This is a genomic window from Nocardia sp. NPDC056564, from assembly GCF_042793755.1.
Taxonomy (GTDB): domain Bacteria; phylum Actinomycetota; class Actinomycetes; order Mycobacteriales; family Mycobacteriaceae; genus Nocardia.
In genome coordinates this window covers 19,275-42,573 of record NZ_JBHTUR010000035.1, presented here as the reverse complement: position 1 = coordinate 42,573, position 23,299 = coordinate 19,275, and the positions used below count along the sequence as shown (strand labels likewise).

Annotated in this window: 22 protein-coding genes, 2 tRNA genes and 1 pseudogene; 18 read left to right on the top strand and 7 right to left on the bottom strand. The window is 69.2% G+C overall.

Going from position 1 to position 23,299, the window contains the following annotated elements; all coding sequences use genetic code 11:
* The 11 genes and pseudogenes from ACFQ9K_RS44010 to ACFQ9K_RS43960 all read left to right on the top strand — a co-directional run.
* Positions 1-266, top strand: a pseudogene (locus ACFQ9K_RS44010) (hypothetical protein); the annotation flags it as partial.
* Positions 263-1,285, top strand: a complete 1,023-nt coding sequence (locus tag ACFQ9K_RS44005; protein WP_378721958.1) for a hypothetical protein — start codon at positions 263-265, stop codon at positions 1,283-1,285. The pseudogene ACFQ9K_RS44010 and the gene ACFQ9K_RS44005, both read left to right, overlap by 4 nt.
* Positions 1,282-2,097 (top strand): hypothetical protein, encoded by an 816-nt coding sequence (locus ACFQ9K_RS44000; RefSeq protein WP_378721957.1) that lies wholly within the window; start codon positions 1,282-1,284, stop codon positions 2,095-2,097. The genes ACFQ9K_RS44005 and ACFQ9K_RS44000 overlap by 4 nt, the downstream gene beginning before the upstream one ends.
* 22 nt (positions 2,098-2,119) lie before the next feature.
* The gene (locus ACFQ9K_RS43995; protein WP_378721956.1) at positions 2,120-3,094 is read left to right on the top strand and encodes a hypothetical protein; all 975 of its coding nucleotides are present in this window, start codon (positions 2,120-2,122) and stop codon (positions 3,092-3,094) included.
* Positions 3,095-3,186: 92 nt separating this feature from the next.
* A complete protein-coding gene (locus tag ACFQ9K_RS43990; protein ID WP_378721955.1) occupies positions 3,187-4,125 on the top strand; it encodes a DUF2157 domain-containing protein in 939 nt (312 codons plus the stop codon).
* Positions 4,126-4,294: 169 nt separating this feature from the next.
* Positions 4,295-5,827 carry a CoA-acylating methylmalonate-semialdehyde dehydrogenase gene (locus tag ACFQ9K_RS43985; RefSeq protein WP_378721954.1) on the top strand — a complete coding sequence of 511 codons (1,533 nt, stop codon included), beginning with the start codon at positions 4,295-4,297 and terminating at the stop codon, positions 5,825-5,827.
* 2 nt (positions 5,828-5,829) lie between these two features.
* Positions 5,830-6,969, top strand: coding sequence for an acyl-CoA dehydrogenase family protein (locus tag ACFQ9K_RS43980; protein ID WP_378721953.1), 1,140 nt, complete (start codon positions 5,830-5,832; stop codon positions 6,967-6,969).
* Entirely contained in the window at positions 6,966-8,024 is a 1,059-nt protein-coding gene (locus ACFQ9K_RS43975) for an enoyl-CoA hydratase/isomerase family protein (RefSeq protein WP_378721952.1), read from the top strand. The genes ACFQ9K_RS43980 and ACFQ9K_RS43975 overlap by 4 nt, the downstream gene beginning before the upstream one ends.
* Positions 8,017-8,916, top strand: a complete 900-nt coding sequence (gene mmsB / locus ACFQ9K_RS43970) for a 3-hydroxyisobutyrate dehydrogenase (RefSeq protein ID WP_378984519.1) — start codon at positions 8,017-8,019, stop codon at positions 8,914-8,916. Before ACFQ9K_RS43975 ends, mmsB begins: the two co-directional genes overlap by 8 nt.
* Before the next feature lie 64 nt (positions 8,917-8,980).
* Positions 8,981-9,169, top strand: coding sequence for a DUF6374 family protein (locus tag ACFQ9K_RS43965; RefSeq protein WP_378721950.1), 189 nt, complete (start codon positions 8,981-8,983; stop codon positions 9,167-9,169).
* A gap of 114 nt (positions 9,170-9,283) precedes the next feature.
* A complete protein-coding gene (locus tag ACFQ9K_RS43960; protein ID WP_378721949.1) occupies positions 9,284-10,060 on the top strand; it encodes an enoyl-CoA hydratase in 777 nt (258 codons plus the stop codon).
* Positions 10,061-10,097: 37 nt separating this feature from the next.
* Here the strand turns inward: ACFQ9K_RS43960 and ACFQ9K_RS43955 are convergent, their stop codons facing one another.
* Together ACFQ9K_RS43955 and ACFQ9K_RS43950 are read right to left on the bottom strand one after the other, a co-directional pair.
* A complete protein-coding gene (locus ACFQ9K_RS43955; RefSeq protein ID WP_378721948.1) occupies positions 10,098-11,156 on the bottom strand; it encodes an Hsp70 family protein in 1,059 nt (352 codons plus the stop codon).
* A gap of 135 nt (positions 11,157-11,291) precedes the next feature.
* Entirely contained in the window at positions 11,292-11,834 is a 543-nt protein-coding gene (locus ACFQ9K_RS43950) for a MarR family winged helix-turn-helix transcriptional regulator (protein WP_378721947.1), read from the bottom strand.
* 129 nt (positions 11,835-11,963) lie between these two features.
* Between ACFQ9K_RS43950 and ACFQ9K_RS43945 the strand changes: the two genes are divergently transcribed.
* Positions 11,964-12,038, top strand: a tRNA-Cys gene (locus ACFQ9K_RS43945).
* Positions 12,039-12,123: 85 nt separating this feature from the next.
* Here the strand turns inward: ACFQ9K_RS43945 and ACFQ9K_RS43940 are convergent.
* Complete coding sequence (locus tag ACFQ9K_RS43940; RefSeq protein WP_378721946.1) at positions 12,124-13,536, bottom strand: metallophosphoesterase; 1,413 nt, start codon at positions 13,534-13,536, stop codon at positions 12,124-12,126.
* Positions 13,537-13,552: 16 nt separating this feature from the next.
* On the bottom strand, positions 13,553-14,146 hold the full coding sequence (locus ACFQ9K_RS43935) for a hypothetical protein (RefSeq protein ID WP_378721945.1): 594 nt from the start codon (positions 14,144-14,146) through the stop codon (positions 13,553-13,555).
* Positions 14,147-14,339: 193 nt separating this feature from the next.
* On the opposite strand from ACFQ9K_RS43935, the gene ACFQ9K_RS43930 reads away from it, so the two are divergent.
* Positions 14,340-14,705 (top strand): hypothetical protein, encoded by a 366-nt coding sequence (locus ACFQ9K_RS43930; protein ID WP_378721944.1) that lies wholly within the window; start codon positions 14,340-14,342, stop codon positions 14,703-14,705.
* Positions 14,706-15,113: 408 nt separating this feature from the next.
* Positions 15,114-15,662, top strand: a complete 549-nt coding sequence (locus ACFQ9K_RS43925; RefSeq protein WP_378721943.1) for a hypothetical protein — start codon at positions 15,114-15,116, stop codon at positions 15,660-15,662.
* A gap of 81 nt (positions 15,663-15,743) precedes the next feature.
* Here the strand turns inward: ACFQ9K_RS43925 and ACFQ9K_RS43920 are convergent.
* The 3 genes from ACFQ9K_RS43920 to ACFQ9K_RS43910 form a co-directional block, all read right to left on the bottom strand.
* Positions 15,744-15,816, bottom strand: a tRNA-Arg gene (locus ACFQ9K_RS43920).
* Positions 15,817-15,922: 106 nt separating this feature from the next.
* On the bottom strand, positions 15,923-16,633 hold the full coding sequence (locus ACFQ9K_RS43915; RefSeq protein WP_378721942.1) for a DUF305 domain-containing protein: 711 nt from the start codon (positions 16,631-16,633) through the stop codon (positions 15,923-15,925).
* Entirely contained in the window at positions 16,633-17,559 is a 927-nt protein-coding gene (locus ACFQ9K_RS43910) for a DUF3105 domain-containing protein (protein WP_378721941.1), read from the bottom strand. The genes ACFQ9K_RS43915 and ACFQ9K_RS43910 overlap by 1 nt, the downstream gene beginning before the upstream one ends.
* Before the next feature lie 114 nt (positions 17,560-17,673).
* Between ACFQ9K_RS43910 and argS the strand changes: the two genes are divergently transcribed.
* Genes argS through thrC form a run of 4 tightly spaced genes read left to right on the top strand, consistent with a single transcriptional unit; the run spans position 17,674 to position 23,273 of the window.
* Positions 17,674-19,332 (top strand): arginine--tRNA ligase, encoded by a 1,659-nt coding sequence (gene argS / locus ACFQ9K_RS43905; RefSeq protein ID WP_378721940.1) that lies wholly within the window; start codon positions 17,674-17,676, stop codon positions 19,330-19,332.
* Between the two features lie 46 nt (positions 19,333-19,378).
* On the top strand, positions 19,379-20,800 hold the full coding sequence (gene lysA / locus ACFQ9K_RS43900) for a diaminopimelate decarboxylase (RefSeq protein ID WP_378721939.1): 1,422 nt from the start codon (positions 19,379-19,381) through the stop codon (positions 20,798-20,800).
* A complete protein-coding gene (locus ACFQ9K_RS43895) occupies positions 20,797-22,149 on the top strand; it encodes a homoserine dehydrogenase (RefSeq protein ID WP_378721938.1) in 1,353 nt (450 codons plus the stop codon). Before lysA ends, ACFQ9K_RS43895 begins: the two co-directional genes overlap by 4 nt.
* Positions 22,146-23,273, top strand: a complete 1,128-nt coding sequence (thrC, locus tag ACFQ9K_RS43890; RefSeq protein WP_378721937.1) for a threonine synthase — start codon at positions 22,146-22,148, stop codon at positions 23,271-23,273. The genes ACFQ9K_RS43895 and thrC overlap by 4 nt, the downstream gene beginning before the upstream one ends.
* Positions 23,274-23,299 lie beyond the last annotated feature (26 nt).

Here is a 23,299-nt window from a genome sequence, read left to right as displayed (position 1 = left end):
CACCGGCGGCGCCGGCCCCCGGCCCCGCGGCGCCGGCCGCGCCCGCCCCCGGCGCTCCGGCTCCGGCACCGGCCGCCGCGCCGGTGGCGCAAGCCCAGGCGCAGCAGCCGATCCACGCCGATCCGGTGCTCGCCTCGAAGACCGTCGAGGTCCCGCGCGGCAGGCACACCCCGGCGTGGGTGGTGCCGACGCTGCTCGTCGTCGCGGTCGCGGCGGCCGGGGTGTTCTTCAACGCGGACCGGATCGTCCGTCGGCAACGGCAGTGACGGCGGTGTCGGGGCTGCCGGCCTATTCGGAGTTCGTCTCGAACCCCGAGCCCGCGCCGCCGCGGCCCTGGAAACGGTGGCCGTTCGTGCTGATCGTCGCGATCGGCGTGCTGCTGGTGCTCGCCCCCATCGTCACCGGCATGTTCCCGCGAGCGGTCAAGGGGGAGGCGATGATCGACGCGTTCGAGCCGTACATGACCCGGTCGAGCATCGACGGATATCGCCACGATCTCCAGGTGCTGGATGACGCGCGGACCAATGTGGTCACGTTGCAGAAGAACGGTCAGCAGCCGGGCAGCTTCGAACGGGTGGATCAGTTCGTCCGCGATTACCCGGAGATCGACTATCACATGTCCGGGATGATCGGCGCGATCGACGACAACCGGGGAAATTACGAAAAGCTCGCCGCGGTACCGCTTTTCGGCACGTTGCCGTGGTTGCTCGCGCTGCCGGGAGCGATCCTGACCGGCGCGGGCGTGCTGGGCTACCGGCGCGCGAAGGAAGGCAGGCAGGCCCTGGTCTGGCGCTCGGTCGCGGGACTCGCCGCGCTCGGATTGATCGCGGTGCCGCTGCTCGGCGGGCTGTTCCCGGCCTCGCCCGCGGCGCAGCCGCTGATCGACGACCTGCGGCCGATCCTGACCCACGACGAGGTCCGGAAGTTGCAGGGCTACTTCGTCACCCTGGTCGCGGCCGACGGCGAACTCAACAGCCGCTACACCGCCGCCGTCCGCACCGCCCACCCCGAGGCCGATCTCACCGGCATCACCACGCTCGAAACCCGTTGGCAGCCGATGACTTCGCGGTTCGCCGCGCTGATCGGCGCGATGAACGACAACGTGCGCAACTTCGAAGCCGTTGTCGCGCTGAACGACTCGACCCGACCGATCGGCTTCGGCGCGTTCCGCGGGCTCGGGTTCTGCTACCTGGTACCCGGCATCTTCGTGCTGGCCGCCACGGTGGAGGGCCTGCGCCTGCCGAACCGGTTGCGGGCCAACCACGTAGGAGGTAATCCGGCATGAGCGCACGAAAGCTGATCGCGGCGACCGTTCTGGCCGCGCTGACGCTGGGGGTGTCCGGGTGTTCCAGCAGCGACGACGCCCCGGCCTCGAGCGGGCCGGAGCCGCTGGTCGGATTGCTGCGCTTCACCCCGGGTTCGGTGTCCGGCGACAGCGTCGCGGGCACCTGGTTCCGCATGGTGCAGCCGGGTGGCACACCGGAGAAGGGGCCCTACATGCCCAACGGCGACTCCCCGGCGCAGAACGGATCGACCACCCTGCTCGAACCGGGCACGGCGGGCGGACTGCGCATCGGCGGATACCAGAGCGAGCCGAACCCCGGCTTCGCCCAGGGGAATTCGCTGTCCGCGTCGATCACCAAGCCGACCAAGTTCTTCGCCGTCGAGTTCGGCATCTCCACCAATCCGACCGACCCGCAGACCCAGCGCCGGGTGCCGCCGCCCTCGGTGACGAACGACGGCGGCAAGTTGACCGCCGACGTGTCGTCCTGGGCGGCCTCGTGGAACGACCAGGAGTTCAACCAGGGCGCGCCGAAGCCGCCGGAGAAGCAGGACGCGCAGGTGGCCGGTGCCGAACAGGTGCAGAAGGTCTGGGACTGGGTGGCCAAGCAGTGGTTCGACAAGCCCACCGCCGATGCCGCCCAGGGGCCCCCGGCCACCGGCACTTTCGACGCGAAGACCCGCAAGTTCACCCTGCAGTGGACCAGCCTCATCGTCGGCGGGCCGTTCAACGGCTTCACCGGCGTCTGGCACCTGGAGGGCGTGTACGAACCAGCCGCCGCCGCGCCCGAATCGCCAGCGGCCCCGGTCAAATAGACAGCAGAAGGAGTACGGCCCGATGAGTTCTCGCACGACGACCAGGCCCGCGCTCGCCAGTGCCGTCCGCGCGGTGGCCGCGCTGACGGTCATCGGCAGCGCGGTCGCGGTCACCGCGTTGACGGTGCGGCAGGACGACGACGTCACCAGCGTGGTGATCACCCAGGAGCAGCCCGCCGCGGCGGCGCGGCCGGCCGCGCCCGCGGCTCCGGCCGAAACGCCGACTGCCGCAACGGCTCCCGCGCCTGCCGCAACGGCTCCCGCGCCTGCGGCCGCGGCTCCCGCGCCGGGCGGTGGCCCGGCACCCGCCGCGTCGGTTCCGCTCGGCTCGGGTGGTGCGTCCGCCGTCGTCGCCATCAATCCCGGGACGGCCGCGCCGAATACCGGTGCGCCCGGTGGTTCGGTGCCCTTGGGCGCGGGCGCTCCGAACAGTTCGGTTCCGCTGGGCGGCGGTGCGCCGAACAGCTCCGTTCCGCTCGGCGGCGCCGGCGGTGCGAACCCGTTCGCCGCCGCACCGCTCGCGGCGCAGCCCGCGTGCCCGCTCGGCTGGCCCGCGCCGAAGCAGCAGGGCGGGCTCGCCTCGCTGATCGGACTCGCTCCGCTGGCGGGTCCGTTCTCCTCGGAGGCGTTCGCGCTCGGCTCGGTCTACCAGCCGATCTTGCAACTCGCGGGGCCGGTGCTGGCCGAGATCGCCCCGATCCTGGCGCGGTACCAGCCGGCCATCGACCCGTTCATCACCCAGGTTCAGGGTGTGGAAGCCGTTGTCTTGCAGGCGATCCTGCCGTACTACGGCCCCTACCGGGATCAGCTGATCGCCGCCGAGGGCGACCTCGCCAAGGTGCTGGCCCCCATCCTGACCAACGCCTACAACAGCGAAGCCGCCTCCTGCTTCGTCGCGTGGCAGGGACAGATCATCGACCAGGCCAAGGGCGGCCGCATCACCGTGGCGTCGCTGGCTCACCCCGGCACCGTCGTGGAACTCGGCCCGGAGTCCTGAACCCCGCGCACCCGCTGTCGAGCCGCCCCACATCCTTTGCGCGGTGCGGTGGAACGTGCGTGGCGGCTCGTCGGTGCGGGGATGATGGGGTGATGGCGACACACCAGAGGTTGGCTGTGCGGGGGCTGGTCGAGCAGGGTGTGCTGACCGAGGCGCAGTTCGACGCGGTCATGGCGGTGCTGGAGGCGCGGGAGTCGCGGCCGCGCGGGAAGATCCTGGCCGAGATCGCGGCCTATGTCGGGGCTGGGCTGGTGTTCTGTGGCATCGCGCTGGTGATCGGGTCGTCCTGGGACGATCTCGCGCGCGGTGGGCGGGTCGCGGTGCTGCTCGCGGTGTCGTTCGGGCTCGTGCTCGGCGCGATCGCGGTGCTCGGCGGGCCGGGCAGGCTGTTCGAGCGGGATCCGCACGGGTCCCGGGTTCGGCTCGCGTCGGCGTTGCTCGCGCTCGCGGCCGTGGCGATCGCCGGGACGGTGGGCACGGCGTTGGACAACGGCACCGACGATGCGGCGCCGTGGGCGGTGATCGCGGGCCTGGTGGCCGCCGTGCTCGGCTATCGCGCGGTGCCGTCGGTGATCGGGATGCTCGCCTGCGGTGCGTTCAGCGCGTTCCTGCCCGCGGTGCTCGGCGATCTCGCGGGCGTCGACGACGTCTGGTCCGGACTCGGCATGCTGGTTGTCGGCGGAATCTGGTTCGCGCTCACCAGGATCGGCGGTTTCGCGGAGGCCTGGCTGGGTTATGCCGTCGCGGTAGGGATCTCGTTGATCGGCGCGGTGATCGTCGATGGGGACAACTGGTGGGCGTTTCTGCTCGGCCTGCTGGTGGCCGTCGTCTGCTTCGCGTTGTTCGCCGAGCGGCGTTCGACCGTGCTGGTGATCGGGGGCGGGCTCGCGGTCGCGCTCGCGACCGGGCAGGCGGTGACCCGATGGACGGACAGCGTCCTCGCCACTGCGATCGTGGTGCTGGTGGTCGGGGCCGTGGTACTCGGGCTCGGCGCGTACGTCCTCGGCCGGGCACCGAAACCATCGAGCTAGCCCGATGAACTGACTGGTAGCGGCGATTTCCGCCGAGCCGAACGGTCATCGCCCCGAAGCGGCGGAACGTGGGATGGCTCACACTCCGCAAATACATGGACGTCCAACTATAGGATGACCGCATACCGCGCCAAGCGGTGTCACGGTCGGCTACCAGAACAGGACTGGCATGGTTCGCGAACTCACTCACTTCATCGGCGGGCAACACGTCGCGGGCACCTCGGGCAACTTCGGTGACGTCTTCGACCCGAATCTCGGCCAGGTGCAGGCGCGGGTGCCGCTGGCCGGCAAGTCCGAGGTCGAGGCGGTCATCGCCGATGCCGAAGCGGCGCAGCCGGTCTGGGCCGCCTTCAACCCGCAGAAGCGGGCGCGGGTGCTGATGCGCTTCCTGACGCTGGTGCAGGACGAGATGGATTCGCTTGCGGCGCTGCTGTCTTCGGAGCACGGCAAGACCATCGCCGACGCGAAGGGCGACATCCAGCGCGGCCTCGAGGTGATCGAGTTCGCCGTCGGCGCACCGCACCTGCTCAAGGGTGAGTACACCGAGAGCGCGGGCACCGGCATCGATGTCTACTCGATGCGCCAGCCGCTCGGCGTCGTCGCGGGCATCACCCCGTTCAACTTCCCGGCCATGATCCCGCTGTGGAAGGCGGGCCCGGCGCTGGCCACCGGAAACGCGTTCGTGCTCAAGCCTTCCGAGCGCGACCCCTCGGTGCCGCTGCGCCTGGCCGAGCTGTTCCTCGAGGCCGGCCTGCCGCCGGGGGTGTTCAACGTGGTCAACGGCGACAAGGTGGCCGTCGACGCGCTGCTGCACGACCCGCGGATCAAGGCTGTCGGCTTCGTCGGCTCCACCCCGATCGCCCAGTACATCTACGAGACCGCGACCGCGAACGGCAAGCGCGCCCAGTGCTTCGGCGGCGCGAAGAACCACGCGATCGTGATGCCGGACGCCGACCTCGACGATGTCGCCGACCAATTGATCGGCGCCGGTTACGGTTCCGCGGGCGAGCGCTGCATGGCCATCTCGGTGGCCGTGCCGGTCGGTGAGGAGACCGCGGATCGCCTGCTGGCCAAGCTCACCGAGCGGGTGGCGAAGCTGAACATCGGCCGCTCCGACGATCCCGGCGCCGACTACGGCCCGCTGGTCGGCAAAGACGGTGTGGACCGGGTGCACAACTACGTCCAGATCGGCATCGATGAGGGGGCCGAGCTGGTGATCGACGGCCGCGACGTGACGGTGCCCGGCGGCGAGGACGGATACTTCGTCGGCGCAACGCTTTTCGACAAGGTCACCCCGGAGATGCGGATCTACAAGGAAGAGATCTTCGGTCCGGTGCTCGCCGTCGTCCGGGCCAAGGACTACGAGGAGGGCCTGCGCCTGGCCAACGAGCACGAATACGGCAACGGCGTCGCGATCTTCACCCGCGACGGCGACACCGCCCGCGACTTCGCCGCCCGCGTGCAGGTCGGCATGGTCGGCATCAACGTCCCGATCCCGGTGCCGATCGCGTACTACACCTTCGGCGGCTGGAAGCGTTCCGGCTTCGGCGACCTGAACCAGCACGGCCCGGACTCGTTCCGCTTCTACACCAAGACCAAGACCGTCACGCAGCGCTGGCCTTCCGGGATGAAGGAGCTCGGCCCCGTGGGTCGTTCCGCAGGCTCCACTCCCAATGCCTTCGTCATCCCCACGATGGACTGACCATGTTCATCCTCGACGAAGACGAGCAGGCGATCCGCGACACCGCGCGCGGATTCGCCGACGAGTTCCTCGCCCCGAACGCCCTGGAATGGGATGAGCAGAAGCACTTTCCGATCGACGTGCTGCGCAAGGCGGGTCCGCTCGGGCTCGGCGGCATCTACGTCCGGGAGGACGTGGGCGGTTCGGGCCTGCGCAGGCTCGACTCCGTGCGCATCTTCGAACAGCTCGCCACCGGGTGCCCGGCCATCGCGGCCTACATCTCCATCCACAACATGGCGACCTGGATGATCGACGCCTACGGCGATGCGGCGCAACGCGATCGCTGGCTGCCGCGGCTGACGTCGATGGAGCTGCTGGCCAGTTACGCGCTGACCGAGCCGGGCGCGGGTTCGGACGCGGCGGCGTTGAGCACCAAGGCAGTCCGCGACGGCGACGACTACATCTTCAACGGCACAAAGCAATTCATCTCCGGTGCGGGCGCGACCGACGTGTACGTGGTGATGGCGCGCACCGGAGCGGCGGGCGCGCGCGGTGTCTCGGCTTTCATCGTGCCCGCGGATACCCCGGGAGTTTCGTTCGGCGCCAACGAAAGAAAGATGGGCTGGCACGCGCAGCCGACCCGGCAGGTGATCTTCGACGACGCCAGGGTGCCCGCGGCGAACCTGCTCGGCGCGGAGGGCGACGGCTTCCGCATCGCGATGAACGGCCTCAACGGCGGACGGCTGAACATCGCCGCCTGCTCGGTCGGCGGCGCGCAGGCGGCGTTGGACAAGACGGTGCCGTACCTGGCCGCGCGTCAGGCGTTCGGCAAGCCGCTGCTGAAGAACGACGCACTGCGCTTCCAGCTCGCCGACATGCGCACCGAATTGGAGGCCGCCCGCACCCTGCTCTGGCGGGCGGCGGCGGCGCTGGACGCTGACGCGCCGGACAAGGTCGAGTTGTGCGCCATGGCAAAGCGATTCGCCACCGACGCGGGCTTCGAGGTGGCGAACAAGGCGCTGCAACTGCACGGCGGCTACGGTTACCTGGCCGAATACGGCCTGGAGAAGATCGTCCGAGATCTGCGGGTGCACCAGATCCTCGAGGGCACCAACGAAATCATGCGGGTGGTCGTCGCCCGCGCGGTGGTAGGAGCGGCATGAGCGAACCGGAAGTGCTGATCGAGAAGGCGGATGGGCTCGGGCTCATCACGTTGAACCGGCCCAAGGCCATCAACGCGCTGAATCACTCGATGACCCTGGCCATTACCGACGCGCTGCGCGCCTGGGCGGACGACGACGAAGTACGCACCGTCGTCCTGACCGGCGCGGGGGAGCGCGGACTGTGCGCGGGCGGGGATATCGTCGCCATCCACACCGACGCGACCGGCGGAGCCACCGGCGCGGACTCGCCGACCGGCCGCTTCTGGCGCGACGAGTACGTCCTCAACGCGCTGATCGGCGGCTACCCGAAGCCGTATGTGGTGGTGATGGACGGCATCGTGATGGGCGGCGGCGTCGGCCTCTCCGGCCACGGCAGCCACCGGATCGTCACCGAGCGGTCCAAGATCGGCATGCCCGAGGTGGGCATCGGCTTCGTCCCGGATGTCGGTGGCACCTACCTGCTTTCGCGCAGTCCCGGCGAGGTCGGCACGCACGTCGCGCTGACCACCGCCCGGATGACCGCGGGCGACGCCATCGCCGCCGGCTTCGCCGACTACTTCGTCGCCGCCGAACACCTGCCGGCCCTGCTGGAAACGCTGCGCACCGAGGCCGCCGAGGTGGCGATCGCCAAGTTCGCCACGGCCGCACCGGAATCCGGCCTGCTCGGACAGCGATCCTGGATCGACGCCTGCTACCGGGCGGACACGGTCGAGGAGATCGTCGCCCGCCTGCAGGCCGCCGAGGCGCCGGAGGCCGCGCAGGCCGCCGCGGACATTCTCACGAAATCGCCTGTCGCGCTGAAGGTGGCGCTACGGTCATTGCGTTCGGCGCGCACCGCGCCGGACCTGGAGACCGTGCTGAACGAGGAGTACCGGGTCTCCATCGCGGCGCTGTCCTCGCCCGATCTGGTGGAAGGCATCCGCGCGCAGGTAATCGACAAGGACCGCAATCCGCAGTGGTCCCCGGCGACCCTCGCCGAGGTCACCACCGCACAGGTCGACGCATACTTCGCCGAATTGGGCGATCAGGAACTGGGTTTGGTGAGCAATGACTGAAAAGATCGGATTCCTCGGGCTGGGCCACATGGGCGCGCCGATGGCGGCGAACCTGGTGCGGGCCGGATACGAGGTGCTGGCCTACGATCCGGTGCCCGCCGCCCAGGAGCAGGCGGCCGAGGACGGCGCCACCGTGGTGCGCACGGCCGCCGAGGCGGCCGACGCCGAGGTCGTGATCACCATGCTGCCCAACGGAAAACTCGTCCTCGACGTGTACGCCGAACTGCTCCCCGCCGCCAAGCCCGGCACCCTGTTCATCGACTGCTCCACCATCGATGTCGCCGACGCCAAGTCGGCCGCGGTGCTCGCCATCGGCGCGGGTCACCGCGCGCTGGACGCCCCGGTCTCCGGCGGCGTGGCCGGCGCGGCCGCGGGCACGCTGACCTTCATGGTCGGCGGCGGCGCCGAGGACTTCGCCGATGCGCTGCCGCTGCTCGAGGTGATGGGCGGCAAGGTCGTGCACTGCGGTGGCTCCGGCGTCGGCCAGGCGGCCAAGATCTGCAACAACATGCTGCTCGGCATCTCGATGATCGGCCTGTCCGAGGCCCTGGTGCTCGGTGAGAAGCTGGGGCTGACCCACCAGTCGTTCTTCGACGTCGTCTCCACCGCGTCGGGCCAGAGCTGGGCGCTGACCAGCTACTGCCCGGTTCCCGGCCCGGTGCCGACCAGTCCGGCCAACAACGACTATCGGCCCGGTTTCGCCACCGCGCTGATGACCAAAGATCTGGGCCTGGCCGCGAACGCGTTGCGCGAGAACGGCATCGACGGCCGGCTCGGCCTGCTCGCGGCCGAGATCTACCACCGGTTCAACGAGTCCTCGGGTGCGCGGGACTTCTCGGCGATCGTCACCGAGATCCGGGACCGCAGCGACGTCCCGGGCGCCGACGCCTGACGCGATGAACCGAAACGGATGACACGTCTCGAACATGCGTTCGACTCGAGGTATTGTTCGAGCCGTGTCTCCACTTTCCCGCCAGGACTGGGCCAGGATGAACCTCGAACAGGTCCGTGACCAGCTGCTCGACGCGGCCGCGTTCGGCAAGTACCTGCCGCCCGAGCAACTGGAGAACGCGGCGGGGAAGATCGCCGAGGGCTTGCGGGTGTATACGGAATTGACCAGCGATCGAGACGCGGCTGGAGCGTGAATTCCGTTGTGCTGTAACAACTTCAGAATCCCATCGGGGCGCTGCGGGCGGGTCGGCCGACCTGTCTGCTGTATCGTCACCGATATTCCTGACCCCCGACTTGGAAGGTGCCGAGTGACGGACTTCGAGACGATTCTGCTGGAGCGCAAGGGCCGGGTCGGCTGGATCACGCTGAACCGCCCGAAGGCGCTCAACGCGCTCAATGCCCAGGTCCTCGACGACGTCATCGCCGCGCTCGACGAGCTCGAGCGCGACGACGAGATCGGCGCCGTGGTCATCACCGGCTCGGATCGGGCCTTCGCGGCCGGCGCCGACATCAAGGAGATGCAGCCGAAGTCGTACATGGACATGTTCCTGAACGACTACTTCGCGCGCTGGGACCGGCTCGCCGCGTTCCGCAAGCCGACCATCGCCGCGGTGGCGGGCTACGCCCTCGGCGGCGGCTGCGAACTGGCGATGATCTGTGACATCCTGATCGCGGCCGACACCGCGAAGTTCGGGCAGCCGGAGATCAAACTCGGCGTCATCCCCGGCATCGGCGGCTCGCAACGGCTGACCCGCGCGATCGGCAAGGCCAAGGCGATGGATCTGGTGCTCACCGGCCGCAACATGGACGCCGAGGAGGCCGAGCGCGCCGGGCTGGTCTCGCGCATCGTGCCCGCCGCCGAGCTGCTGGACACCGCGCTCGAGGTGGCCGACACCATCGCGTCGATGTCGCTGCCGGTCGCCATGATCGCGAAGGAGGCGGTCAACCGCTCCTTCGAGACCACGCTGGCCGAGGGGCTGCGCTTCGAACGCCGAGTCTTCCACTCGCTCTTCGCGATCGAGGATCAGAAGGAAGGCATGAGCGCGTTCGTGGAGAAGCGGCCGGCGAAGTTCACCAACCGCTGAGCAGAATGCCTGTCCACTTAGCCGGCGGGCATCCGGGCTAGCCGAAACTCGACGGCGCCGGTCCGACGATCTCCACCGGCGTCGACGGGGTGCCGTGGCTCGGTTCGGTCGACGGCCGGTCCATCGCCAGGATGCCGGCGATCGTCGCGCCGAGCGCCGCGGTGACCGCGACCGCGGCGATGAGCTTGCGCCGGTCGACCGAACCGTGCACCAGCGACGCGGACAGTCCCGCGCCCGCCCTGGCCCTGGCCATCCGCACGTCGCCGCTGTGGCGTTCGGCCGCGAGCAGCACCGCGCCGCGGGCCGAGACGTAGTCCGGTTCCGGGTCGTAGATGATCGGCAGGTCGATCAGCTCCGCGAGTTCGTCGCGGATGGCCGGGTTGCGGGTGCAGCCGCCGAGCAGCACCAGCGCCTCGGGCCGCACCCCGCTCTCCTCGATCAGCTGCCGCACGAACGACGCCGAATGATGCAGGCTCGCGGCGCACAACTCGGCGAGGTCGCTGCGGGTGACCACCTCGCGGCCGCCGGAGATCGGGTCGATCGCGGTGACCACGCGCTCGCTGCTCAACGCCTCGCGATGCCTGCGGCTGGTCAGCTTGTCGGTGAGCACGCCGCCGCGCGCGAGCTGCCAGCGCAGCAGCGCGTCGTAACCGTCGCCGCCGAGCACCGTGCTGCGCTTGCCGGCCAGGATGGTGTCGGTGCGGCAGTCGGCGTGCGTGATGGTCAGGCCGGACGTGCCCAGGTCGTAGAGCAGGACGGTGCCCTCGTTGGGCAGCTGTCCGGTGAATCGGAGATAGCGCAGCTGCGCCAGCGGTTCGTCGACGATGGTGAGGCGGTTGCGCCCGGCCGCGGACCGGATGGCATCGGCGTGCAGGGTGCAGCGGCAGGTCACGGCCGTTCCGGTGACCAGTTCGTCGCGCCGGTCGGCGGCGCCGCGCATCTGGCGGATGGCCTCGAAGACCGGTTCCTCGACCCCGCCGCCCGCGCGCCGCGGCACCGCGCAGCGATCAATCGGCGGGAGGTGCGGCTGATCGGAGTGAGTCAGCATCGCGCGTGCGCCCCCAGCGCCCGCCGATACCCCCAAGACCAGCACCATGGTTTACATGGTGAACCTTTTTGCCGCCGCTGCCAAGACAACGGGCCGGGAAATTCGCTAGTTGGATGCCGGACCGTTACGGCGTGGTCAACTCGCGGGTGTATTGAACCGACCAGTACGGTCGTCTCTTTTCGATCAGGTCGCGGACCAGCGCGCCGGTTCGCCGCCGGTGTCGAAGTCGCCTGCGGCATGTCGGAATTCCGCCAGTAACTGCAGCAGCGTATGCAACCGGTCCGGTGCGAGGCCGGGTAGCGCGAAGACCCGGGTGTTGAGTTCCTCGGTCGCCCGCGCGACCAATTCCCTTCCCGCATCGGTGATCTCGATCAGCGTCGCCCGCCGGTCGGTGGGGTGCGGCACCCGTTCGACCAGCTTCGCCGCCTCCAGCCGATCGACGGTGTTGGTCACGCTGGTCGGGTGCACCTGCAGGCGCGCGCTGGCCTTCGCCATCGGCAGTGCGCCGGTCTTGCTGAAGCTCAGCAGCATGAGCAATTCGTAGCGGGAGAAGGTCAAACCGGTCGGTTTCAGCGCCTCGTCCACCCGGGCCATCACGATTTGCTGGGCGCGTACCAGCGAGGTCACCGCGGCCATGCCATCGGCCACGTCACCCCAGCCGTGGCCGACCCACTGGCGATGGGCCTCCTCGATCGGGTCGAGCGGAAGCGGGCGTGGCCGAGACATTCCCCGATCATTCCATGCGGGTGGGCGCGGTTCGGGGACATCGGGGAGGCTTCGGGTCACACCCGCTTCGAATCACCGTGAGCGCAAGGGTGGGTCAGGGAGCCCGGGAACGGCACTATCAATCGTGAGGCGGGCGTGGCTGAGTGGTTGAGGCAACGGTCTGCAAAGCCGTTTACGCGGGTTCAATTCCCGCCGCTCGCTCCAAGGGGTTCGAGGGTCGCCGCCGGCGATAACGCTCGGTCCGGCCGGTGCCACGGCCGGGCCGAGCGCCTCGAACCATGCACGGCGCTCAGCCGAGTCCCGAGAAATCGCGCAGCACAACGTGATTGCGGTCCGCCGTGGTGCCGAGCGTGTAATCCGGGAGCAGGCCGAAGTATTCGGATCTGGTGGCCGCGCTCCAGCGGCGGGCCGCTTCGGTGCGGGTCTTGTAGAAGTTGAGCATGTAGCCGCCTTCGTAGAGGCGCAGCAGGCTGTAGCCGCCCGGATATTCCTTCACCGCAGCGACTTCCAGGAATTCGACGGCGCAGCCGGTGTCGGGGCGGGTGCGGCGATTGCGGTGGGTGTGGCCGCTGTGGTGCAGGAAGACGCCGGGGGAGCGGTCGTAGTGGGCCTGCAGTTCGGCGCTGTCGCGGCCGTTGAGCACGAAGCCGGGACCCGCGAGATTGGTCAGGCCGGATTCGGTGGTGACCGGGTGGTGGCCGAAGACCAGGGTCGGGCGATCGGGGTCGGCGCGGAGTCGCTCGGCGAACAGATCGAACTGGGGGCGGTCGATGGTGCCGCCGGAGCCGTCGAGTTCGCTGGTGTCCAGGCCGAGCACGCGCAGGCCGCCGAACTCGTGGTCGACCAGTTGCCCGGGCGGGACGAAAGCCTCGGCCCAGCAGTCGTGGTGGTCGGCCGGGGCGGGCGGGCAACCCGCGTACTCGGGGCCGGTGTGCGGGCGATCGTGGTTGCCGCGGACGACGAGGTAGTCCTCGCCCAGCGTGCCCCAGGTGTCGAGCCGCGCGCGGACGGCGCGCGAATCATCAAGGGCCGCTTCGCTGGTGAGATCGCCGGCGATGAGTAGTCGTTCGGCGGCGCGGTCGGGACGGCGTAGATCGTCGAGCATGGCCGCCAGCATCACCTCGGGATACGGCGGGACATCTTGCCGGACACCGGGCGGCAGGTTGGCGACGAGCAGACCGCTGACCTCCTCGCCGTAATGCACGTCGTTGGCGAGAGCGAGGGTGCTCAGCGGACGGCCGGGCGGGGGCACCAATGTGGTGAATCGGCCGGTGGATTCGGGAGAGCCGGGGCCGAGCGTGGTCAAGGAGAGCGCGGGAATCGCGCACACGCCGTTGGACCGGGCCTCGAAACGGTAGGTGCGACCGGGTTCCAGGCCGTCGATCTCCGCGTAGTGGAAGGGGGTCGGCTGTGCGTCGGCGTAGACCGGAACCGGCGCGCGCGTCGAATCCGCCGGGGCCAGACGCAGTTCCGCGTCGGAATCCACCGGCACCAGACGGCCGGCCGGATCGGGCGCGACCGTTGTCCAGGTCACGATCACCGATCGATCGGTGATCGTGACCACTTCCAGATCGGTGGCGATCAGCGGATTCGGTTGGGCCCGAGCCGAACCCGCGCGCGCCAGCGGCAGTAGCGCGGCAAAACCGATGGCGCCGAGCACGGTTCGCCGGGACGGTCCGCAACACGAGGCTCGTTCGTTCATGCGCGCGGGTGTGGCGTCAATTCTTGCCGGTGACCGCTGAGCAGACCTTCCACTTGCCGTCTTCCTTCTTCAGGTGTTCGGTGGTGCTGGTGTCGGTGTCGGGCGCCTGGCCCGGCACCTCGAGGGTGAGCTTGCCGACGATGTGCGCGGTCGCGGTGTCGCCGGTGATCACGATGTTCTCGATCTTATCGATGTTCACCGCGACCGTCGCGGACTCGAACTCCTGCCGCTGTTGCTCGGGCAGCGCCTCGAACTCGGCCCGGTCCGCCGCGCACGCCTTGGCCGCGGCGGCCTGGAATCCCTTGTTGTCCAAGGTGTCGTAGAAGTCGCGGATCGCGTTCTCGATCCGTTTTCCGTCCGAGGCGAGCGGTCCCCTGCCCTGCGCGGTCAGCACGGCGCCGAGCACGACGACGCCGCCGAGCGCCAGCAGCACCACCGCGATCAGCCCGACGATCAGGCCGGCCTTGCCCTTGCGCGACGGCTGATGCCCGGGCGGTGGTGGTGGATAGCCTGCCTGCGGGTAGCCCGTCGGCGGCGGATATTCGGTGGGCTGCTGCTGCGGATACTGCGGTCCTTGCTGCGGCGGCTGCCCGCCCGGCGGATAAGTCATCGTCTCGTCCTCCGTCAGCCCCCCTCGGCTTGTTCGAAGGTTACGTCAACGGGGTATCCGGGTGAGCGGGAAACGGCCCGGTCGACTCACCGGCCGGCGGCTCGGGCATGTCCCGCGCCGGCGCGCGGCAGGCCGACTATATTTGCCGGGTGCGGATGACCGCCCATGTTCGTTCGTGCAGAAGGAGATTCGAATGCGCAGACTGATCGGCATGTCCGTCCTCGGTGTCGGGTTGCTGGCGATCGCGCAGGGCGCGGCGGGGGCCGATCCGGCGCCCGCCGGACAGGGCACGTTGCGGGTGCAGGCCCAGATGACCGGCGCCGAGCCGTACGCCGTGGCCGGTGCGCAGATCGGCATCACCACCTGCGCGGCAGGCCCGATGCTCACCACCCTCACCACCGGGCCTGACGGCACCGCCGCCACCGATCTGCCCCCCGGCTGCTACCAGGCCCAGTTCACCTCGGCCTCCGGCTGCGAGCCGAAGAGCTCGACCTCGGTCAAGGTGGACATCGTCCCCGGCACCACCCAGACCGCCGACTTCAAGGTCAGCTGCGCCTGACCGAATCGCGAGCTGATCGTTCGCAGCTGTTTTCCGCGCCGAACTCGCCGAGCGCTGACTGCCCGAGCTGATCCGCACCCATCTACTTCCGGCCTCGCTACGAACAAGAGTCGGAACTCGATTGCTACCGGCCGGAACAGTTTGGGACGTCGGGCGCGGCCGGTGGACGATGTGGTGCGAGCGAGGGTGAAATCCGGCATTTCGGTAATTCCGGATGGTAGCGTCTGGCCCGCGATCGAGTTCTTCATCCGCTCTGTTCAAGGTGACGGCTGCGCCGGTATCGGCTTGCAGGCCGATTCAACGGGTTGCCGTCGGACCACCGTTAGGACGATGGGAAGGATTTCGATGGGACATCAGCAAGCGGGCAGGCCGAGCTCGATTCGTGGCCGTAGGGGAGTTCGGCGTGGGGTGCTCGTCGCCGCGGGCCTGGTAGGCGTGTCCGCGCTCGGCTACAGCATGGTCGGCGCGACGCAGCCGATCGCCGCGGCGGCGGACGACGGCAAGGCCTACACCTGCACGATCCCGGATACCAAGATCAAGGTGGCCAAGGACGCGGACGGTTTCTACAAGCTCACGGTGCCGGACGTGGCCATGTCGGGCGAAGGGGCAGGCTGTAAAGCGGGACTCGTCGGGACCGAGATCAGCATCGAGGACAATCGGCCGACCTATGACGGCAGCACGAGCGGCAAGTGCATGCTGCAGATCGAGAAAATCATCGACGACGGCAAGAACTTCAAGAAAGGCGGTGGCACGGTCACCGCTGATCTGAAGGGTGGCGCGTCGGACGTCATGGCCACGGCCGAAACGACCGCGGCAAGCCCGCAGAAGGAAACCTCGGCGAAACTCACCGGCAAATTCAAGGGTCTGAAGTGGGAAAAGTGTGAGGCCCAGGGATTCGAGAACGCGACGATCACGCTGACCGGCGCCAAGATCACCTTCACCCCGACGACCGCGTAGCGAATCGCCCTGCGCCCCACCATGTTCCAAAAACCAGAACGGCCCCTGATCGCATATCGCTGATCAGGGGCCTCTCTGCGGTGCCCTCGGCAGGATTCGAACCTGCGGCCTTCTGCTCCGGAGGCAGACGCTCTATCCCCTGAGCTACGAGGGCGGGATAGGTGTCGAGCGGTGGCGGTGACGCCGCCGCTCGGGCGGGGAAAGCGTATCGCATCGGTCGCCGGGAGCCAAAAAGGGTTGTCGGGGGCGGCGGTTCGGGGTCAGTTCGGCGGGAGCGGGACCGCGCCCTTCGCGGTGAGCATGGTGGTGATGAGCTGGGCTTCGCCGCGCTGGGTCTGGTCCATGGTGTCGGCGAGGGTGCGCACGGCGGTGGTCTCGGCGTGCTCGGCCGCGTACTCGATCATCGGCAGGCCGCCCTGGTGGTGGCGCAGCATGAGTTGCAGGAACAGGGTGTCGAGAGCGGGGCCGGTGGCTTGGCGCAGCGCGGCGAGGTCGCCGGGGGTGGCCATGCCGGGCATCGTCGCCATGGGGCCGGACATGGCCTGCGCGCCGCCGGAGTGGCCGTGGCCGCCCGGTTGCGCGCTCATCCAGCCCATGTAGCCGTCGACGCTCTGCGCGGGCTTGCCCCACAGCTGCAACCAGCCCTGCATGCGGCCGACCTGGTTCTGCTGGGTGGTCATGATGTCGTAGGCGAGGCGACGCACGTCGGTGTCGGTGGACCGGACCAGCACGACGCCGGCCATCTCGACGGCCTGCGCGTGATGGGCCGACATGTCCTGGGTGAAGCCGACGTCCACCGCGCCGGGATCGGGTTCGGACGAGCCGTTGAGCGGCAGCCGGATCAGCGCGCCGATGGCGACGCCGATCAGGATGGCGCCGATCACGCCGAGGATCAGCAGCGCGGTGCGCTGCCCGCGGATCTGGGCGCCGAGGCCGGACTCCGTGGAATCCGGCGTGACCTCGGTGGTCACTACTGACTCGGCTGCGGCTGGGCCGGCCCGGGCTGAGCCGGGTTCGGCACGGGCGGGCGGGGCTGGTTCGGCGCGGGCGCGCCGGGCAGACCGGGCAGCCCCGGAACTCCGGGCACGCCCGGCAGCCCGCCGGGCATCCCGCCGACCTCGCTCTGGTCCTGCTGCAAGCCCTTGCCGTCCATCGGCACCGCGCCGGGTCCGGGCGGCGTCGGGTCGAACGGCGGCGGGTTGTCGGTGTCGAACGCGATCGTCGAGCAGTCCGCGCCGACCTCGGGGTAGGTGTAGCTGTTCAGGCGCAGTGCCGTGATGAACTGACCGACGCGTTTGTCGTCGGCACTGTCCAGCTTCAGCTGATGGCCCCACGATTGCAGCGAAACCGCGTGGTCCAGACCGGGGTACGGCGACATGAGCGAGTACGTCTTGCCCTGCACCTTGCTCTTCAACGCGTCGATACCGGCGGCGTCGACCTTGTCCGGGTTGTAGGCGATCCACACCGCGCCGTGCTCGAGCGAGTGCACCGCGTTCTCCATCCGGATCGGCTTGTCGTACACGACGCCGGTGCAGGTGGCCCAGGACGCGTCGTGCGGTCCGCCGAACGCGGGACTCTGGTCGTAGGCCACCCGCTGGGTCGGGCCGATGTGCAGCCCGGCCGGGTAGTCCTTCTTGACCACGCCGGGGATCGAGTCCGAGGGGTCCTTGCGGTCCGCGCTGGGCGTGAACTTCTCCAGGTCGGCCTTCTCCTGGTACTTGGGTACCAGGCTGTAGGCGAGGGCGCCGATGAGTGCGATGATGACTACGGCCGCGCCGATGGCCAACCAGGGGATCTGACGATTCTTCTTCGGCAGTTGTCCACGCCCGCCCCCTTTACGGGACCCGGACAACTTGGCGGCGGCCTTGGCCGATTTGGCGCTGGGACTACTCGGCATCGCTCGTTGTGCTCTCTCGAGATGATGGATCCGCAGGGTGCTGTGGGTTGCGGACGGTTCCGGCGCAGTGCCCACTCGAGGTGTACACCCGCCAAGACCATAGGATAGAGACTCGTGACTCCAGCTGACCTTGCAGATCTCCTTCGCGCCACTGCGGCGAAGGTGCTTGTCGAACGCGGACTGGACCCCGCGGTCCTGCCCGACGAGGTCACTGTCGAGCGCCCCCGCAACCCCGAACACGGCGACTATGCCACGAATGTGGCGATGAAGGTCGCGAAAAAGGCGGGCGCGAATCCGCGCGATCTGGCGACCTGGCTCGCCGAGGCGTTGACCGCGGCCGACGGGGTGGCCTCCGCCGAAGTCGCCGGGCCCGGCTTCCTGAACATCCGGCTGGCCGCGTCCGCGCAGGGCGCGATCATCGAGCAGGTGCTCGCCGCAGGCGCCGCCTACGGCACCGGGGAGACGCTGAAGGGCACCCGGATCAACCTGGAGTTCGTCTCGGCGAACCCGACCGGGCCGGTGCACCTCGGCGGCACCCGCTGGGCCGCGGTCGGCGACGCGCTGGGCCGGATCCTGGCCGCGCAGGGCGCCGACGTGGTGCGCGAGTACTACTTCAACGACCACGGGGCGCAGATCGAGCGGTTCGCCCGGTCGCTGGTCGCGGCGGCCACCGGCGCGCCGACGCCGGACGACGGCTACGCGGGCGCGTACATCACCGAGATCGCGAACACGATCGTGACCGCGCACCCGGGCGCGCTGTCCCTGCCCGAGGACGAGCGGCAGGAGCTGTTCCGCGCCGAGGGCGTGGAGCTGATGTTCGCCCAGATCCGGCAGACGCTGCACGAGTTCGGCACCGATTTCGACGTGTTCTTCAACGAGAGCTCGCTGTTCGAGTCCGGCGCGGTCGAGCAGGCCGTGGCCAAGCTCAAGGATTCCGGCGATCTTTATGAAAAAGACGGCGCCTGGTGGATCGCGAGTTCGGAATACGGGGACGACCAGGATCGCGTCGTCATCAAAAGCGACGGCAAGCCCGCATATGTGGCCGGCGATATCGCCTACTTCCAGAACAAGCGGGACCGCGGTTTCGACCTGTGCATTTACATGCTCGGCGCCGACCATCACGGTTATATCGGCCGGCTGAAGGCGATCGCGTCGGTTTCCGGCGACGATCCGGCCACCGTCGAGGTGCTGATCGGGCAGATGGTGAATCTGCTCAAAGACGGTGTCGCGGTGAAAATGAGCAAGCGTGCGGGCACCGTGGTCACGCTCGAGGATTTGGTCGAGGCGATCGGCGTCGACGCCGGGCGGTACGTGCTCGTGCGTTCCTCGGTGAATTCGAGCATCGATATCGACCTCGACCTCTGGACCAGTCAGAGCAGCGAGAACCCGGTCTACTACGTGCAGTACGCGCACGCGCGCACCGCATCGATCGCGCGCAACGCGGCCGAGCTCGAATACGACCGGGTGACACCGGATCTCGCCCTGCTGACCGCCGACGAGGAGGGCGAGCTCATCCGCACCCTCGGCGAGTACCCGCGGGTGGTGAGCAGCGCCGCGAGCCTGCGCGAGCCGCACCGGGTCGCCCGCTACCTGGAGGAACTGGCCGGTACCTACCACCGCTTCCAGACCAACAAGAACCTGCGCGTGCTGCCCCTCGGGGATGAGCCCGTCAGCCCCACCAACGCCGCGCGCCTGGTGCTGGTCAACGCGACCCGGCAGGTCCTCGCGAACGGCCTCGCCCTGCTCGGTGTCAGCGCACCGGAGCGCATGTGAACGGGCACCGGGACTTTCAGCCGAGCGCGAGGGAGGAAGAACTATCGTGAGTGCGCACCCAGCCGGACCTCGGCACGCCGAGATCCCGCACGCCCCCAACCTGCCGGAGCGCCCCCGCGACCCGCAGCAGCTGATCGATTTGCCGGCGAATGTCTGGCCGCGCAACGCGGCCAGGGACGACGACGGCGTGGTGCGGCTGGCCGGTGTGCCGGTGCACGAACTGGCCGCCGATTTCGGCACGCCGCTGTTCGTGATCGACGAGGACGACTTCCGCTCGCGCTGCCGCGACATGGTGCGCGCGTTCGGCCCGAACGCGCGAGTCCACTACGCGTCCAAGGCTTTCCTGTGCGGTGAGATCGCCCGCTGGATCCGGGACGAGGGCTTGTCGCTGGATGTGTGTTCCGGCGGCGAGCTCGCGGTCGCCCTGCATGCGGGCTTCCCCGCGGAGCGAATCGCGTTGCACGGCAACAACAAATCGGCGACCGAGCTGGAGGCGGCGGTGGCCGCCGGGGTCGGCCACGTGGTCGTCGACTCGCTGATCGAGATCGAGCGCCTGGAGGCCATCGCGGGCCGGGCCGGCGTGCTGCAGGACGTGCTGGTCCGGGTCACCGTCGGCGTGGAAGCCCATACGCACGAATACATTTCGACCGCGCACGAGGATCAGAAGTTCGGCTTCTCGATCGCCGGCGGCGACGCCATGGAGGCGCTCGCGCGGGTCTTCGACGCGGACAACCTGCGCCTGGTCGGCCTGCACAGCCACATCGGCTCGCAGATCTTCGAGATCGACGGCTTCGAGATCGCCGCGCGCCGCATGCTGCGGTTGCTGCACGACGCCATCGAGAAGTTCGGCGTCGACCGCACCGCGCAGATATCCACGCTGGATCTCGGTGGTGGACTTGGCATTTCGTACCTGCCCAACGACGATCCGCCGCCGCTGGACGACTTCGCCGGCAAGGTGCGCGACCTGGTCGCCGCCGAGGCGGCCGCCATCGGCCTGCCCGAACCGAAGATCGCGGTGGAACCCGGCCGCGCCATCGCCGGGCCGGGCACGGTCACGCTGTACGAGGTCGGCACCATCAAGGACGTCTCGCTCGACGGTGGTCTGCGCCGGCGCTACATCAGCGTCGACGGCGGCATGAGCGACAACATCCGCCCGGCGCTGTACCAGGCCGACTACGACTGCCGCCTGGTCTCGCGCTCGTCCGAGGCCGCCGCCGTGGTCGCGCGCGTCGTCGGAAAGCATTGCGAGAGTGGCGATATCGTCATCCGCGATACCTGGATGCCGGAGGACGTCGGCCCCGGCGATCTGATCGCGGTCGCCGCGACCGGCGCGTACTGCTACTCGATGTCCAGCCGATACAACCAGCTGACCCGCCCCGCGGTGGTCGCGGTACGCGACGGGCAACCGCGACTCATTCTGCGCCGGGAAACGGTGGCGGACCTGCTCAGCTTGGAGGTTGAATCATGACGAATCCCGCACCGAACACCTGGGGGAGAGATCAACCGATCGGTGTCGCGGTCCTCGGTATGGGCAATGTGGGCACGGAGGTCGTGCGGATTCTGCGCGAACACTCCGAAGACCTGCGTTCCCGAGTCGGCGCGCCGCTGGTGCTGCGCGGCGTCGCGGTCCGCAACCTGGACAACGATCGCGGCCTCCCGCCGCATCTGCTGACCACCGACGCGGACGCCCTGGTCGCCCGCGAGGACGTCGACCTGGTGGTCGAGGTGATCGGCGGCATCGACCCGCCGCGCAGGCTGATCCTGGCCGCGCTGAACGCCGGCAAATCGGTGGTGACCGCGAACAAGGCGCTGCTGGCCGACTACACCGGCGAACTCGCGGCCGCCGCCGAACGCAGCCGCGCCGACCTCTACTTCGAGGCCGCGGTCGCGGGCGCCATTCCGGTGGTCCGCCCGCTGATCCAGTCGCTGGCCGGTGACCGGGTCAACCGGGTGGTCGGCATCGTCAACGGCACCACCAACTTCATCCTCTCCGCGATGGACGAGACCGGCGCCGACTACGAGGTCACGCTGAAGGAGGCCACCCGCCTCGGTTACGCGGAGGCCGATCCGACCGCCGACGTGGAGGGCTACGACGCCGCCGCCAAGGCCGCGATCCTCGCCTCGCTCGCGTTCCACACCCGGGTTACCGCGGCCGACGTGTACCGCGAGGGCATCTCCAAGATCAGCTCCGAGGATCTGGAGACCGCGTCCGCGCTGAACTGCACGGTCAAGCTGCTCGCCATCTGCGAGCGGGTGCCGGCCGGGCCGGGCGAGCCGACTGTGGCCGAGGGCGGCAAGGACCGGGTCTCGGTGCGCGTCTACCCGGCGCTGGTGCCGCGCAAGCACCCGCTGGCCGCGGTGAGCGGCGCGTTCAACGCGGTGGTCGTCGAGGCGGAGAACGCGGGCCGGCTGATGTTCTACGGACAGGGCGCCGGCGGCGCGCCGACCGCGTCCGCGGTGCTCGGCGACCTGGTGATGGCCGCGCGCAACAAGTTCTACGGTGGCCGCGCCCCGGGCGAATCGGTTTATGCTGAGCTACCGATCGCGCCGATCGGCGATACACCCACCCGCTATCACGTGAACCTGCAGGTGGCAGACCGTCCCGGGGTACTTGCCGCGGTGGCGGGCGAATTCGCCAAGCACGGGGTGAGCATCTCGACCGTCCGCCAAGAGGGGCACGGCACGGGCGCTCGCTTGGTCGTGGTTACCCACCACGCCGTGGAATCCGCGCTCGCGGACACCGTCACCGCCCTGGGCGAGATGGAATCCGTCACATCGATCACCAGTGTTCTCAGATTGGAAGGCACCGAAGAATGAGTACGACCCGGGGACCGCAGACGGCGGGGTCGACGAGGGCCGGCGTGGCGCCGCAGTTCGGCGTGCATTCTCGCTGGCCCGGTCTGATCGCGGCCTATCGCGATCGGATCGCGGGTGCGGCCGAGTGGGAGCCGGTCACGCTGTACGAGGGCGGTACGCCGCTGGTGCCCGCACCGCATCTGTCCGAATTGACCGGATGTGACGTTTATCTCAAGGTCGAGGGGCTGAACCCGACCGGCTCGTTCAAGGACCGCGGCATGACCGTCGCGATCACCGACGCCAAGTACCAGGGCCAGCAGGCGGTGCTCTGCGCGTCGACCGGCAACACCTCGGCATCCGCCGCGGCCTACGCGACCCGCGCGGGCATGACCTGTGCCGTGCTGATCCCGCAGGGCAAGATCGCGATGGGCAAGCTGGCCCAGGCGGTCATGCTGGGCGCCAAGATCATTCAGGTGGACGGCAACTTCGACGACTGCCTGGAGCTGGCCCGCAAGGTGACCTCGGACTTCCCCAGCATCGGCCTGGTGAACTCGGTGAACCCGGCCCGCATCGAGGGCCAGAAGACCGCGTCGTTCGAGATCTGCGATGTGCTCGGCCGCGCACCGGACGTGCACGCGCTGCCGGTGGGCAACGCGGGCAACATCACCGCGTACTGGCGCGGCTATCGCGAGTACTACGCCGACGGCATCACCACCCAGCTGCCGCGCATGCTCGGCGTGCAGGCCGCGGGGGCCGCGCCGCTGGTCAACGGCGCCCCGGTGAGCAACCCCGAGACCATCGCGACGGCCATCCGGATCGGCGCGCCCGCGTCCTGGAACGGCGCGATGGCGGCCAAGGAGGAGTCCGGCGGTGCGTTCCGCGCGGCCACCGACGACGAGATCCTGGCGGCATATCGCCTGGTCGCGGCGCACGAGGGCGTGTTCGTCGAGCCCGCATCGGCGGCCAGCGTGGCCGGGCTGCTCGCGGCGCACAGCGAGGGCTGGCTGGATTCCGGCCTGACCGTCGTGTGCACCGTCACCGGTAACGGGCTCAAGGACCCCGACACCGCGTTGCTGGGAATGCCGCAGGTACAGGCGATTGCGGTCGACCCGGTCGCGGTCGCCCACGAACTAGAGTTGGCCTGAGTTGAATTCGCGCGAAGGCCAGTTGT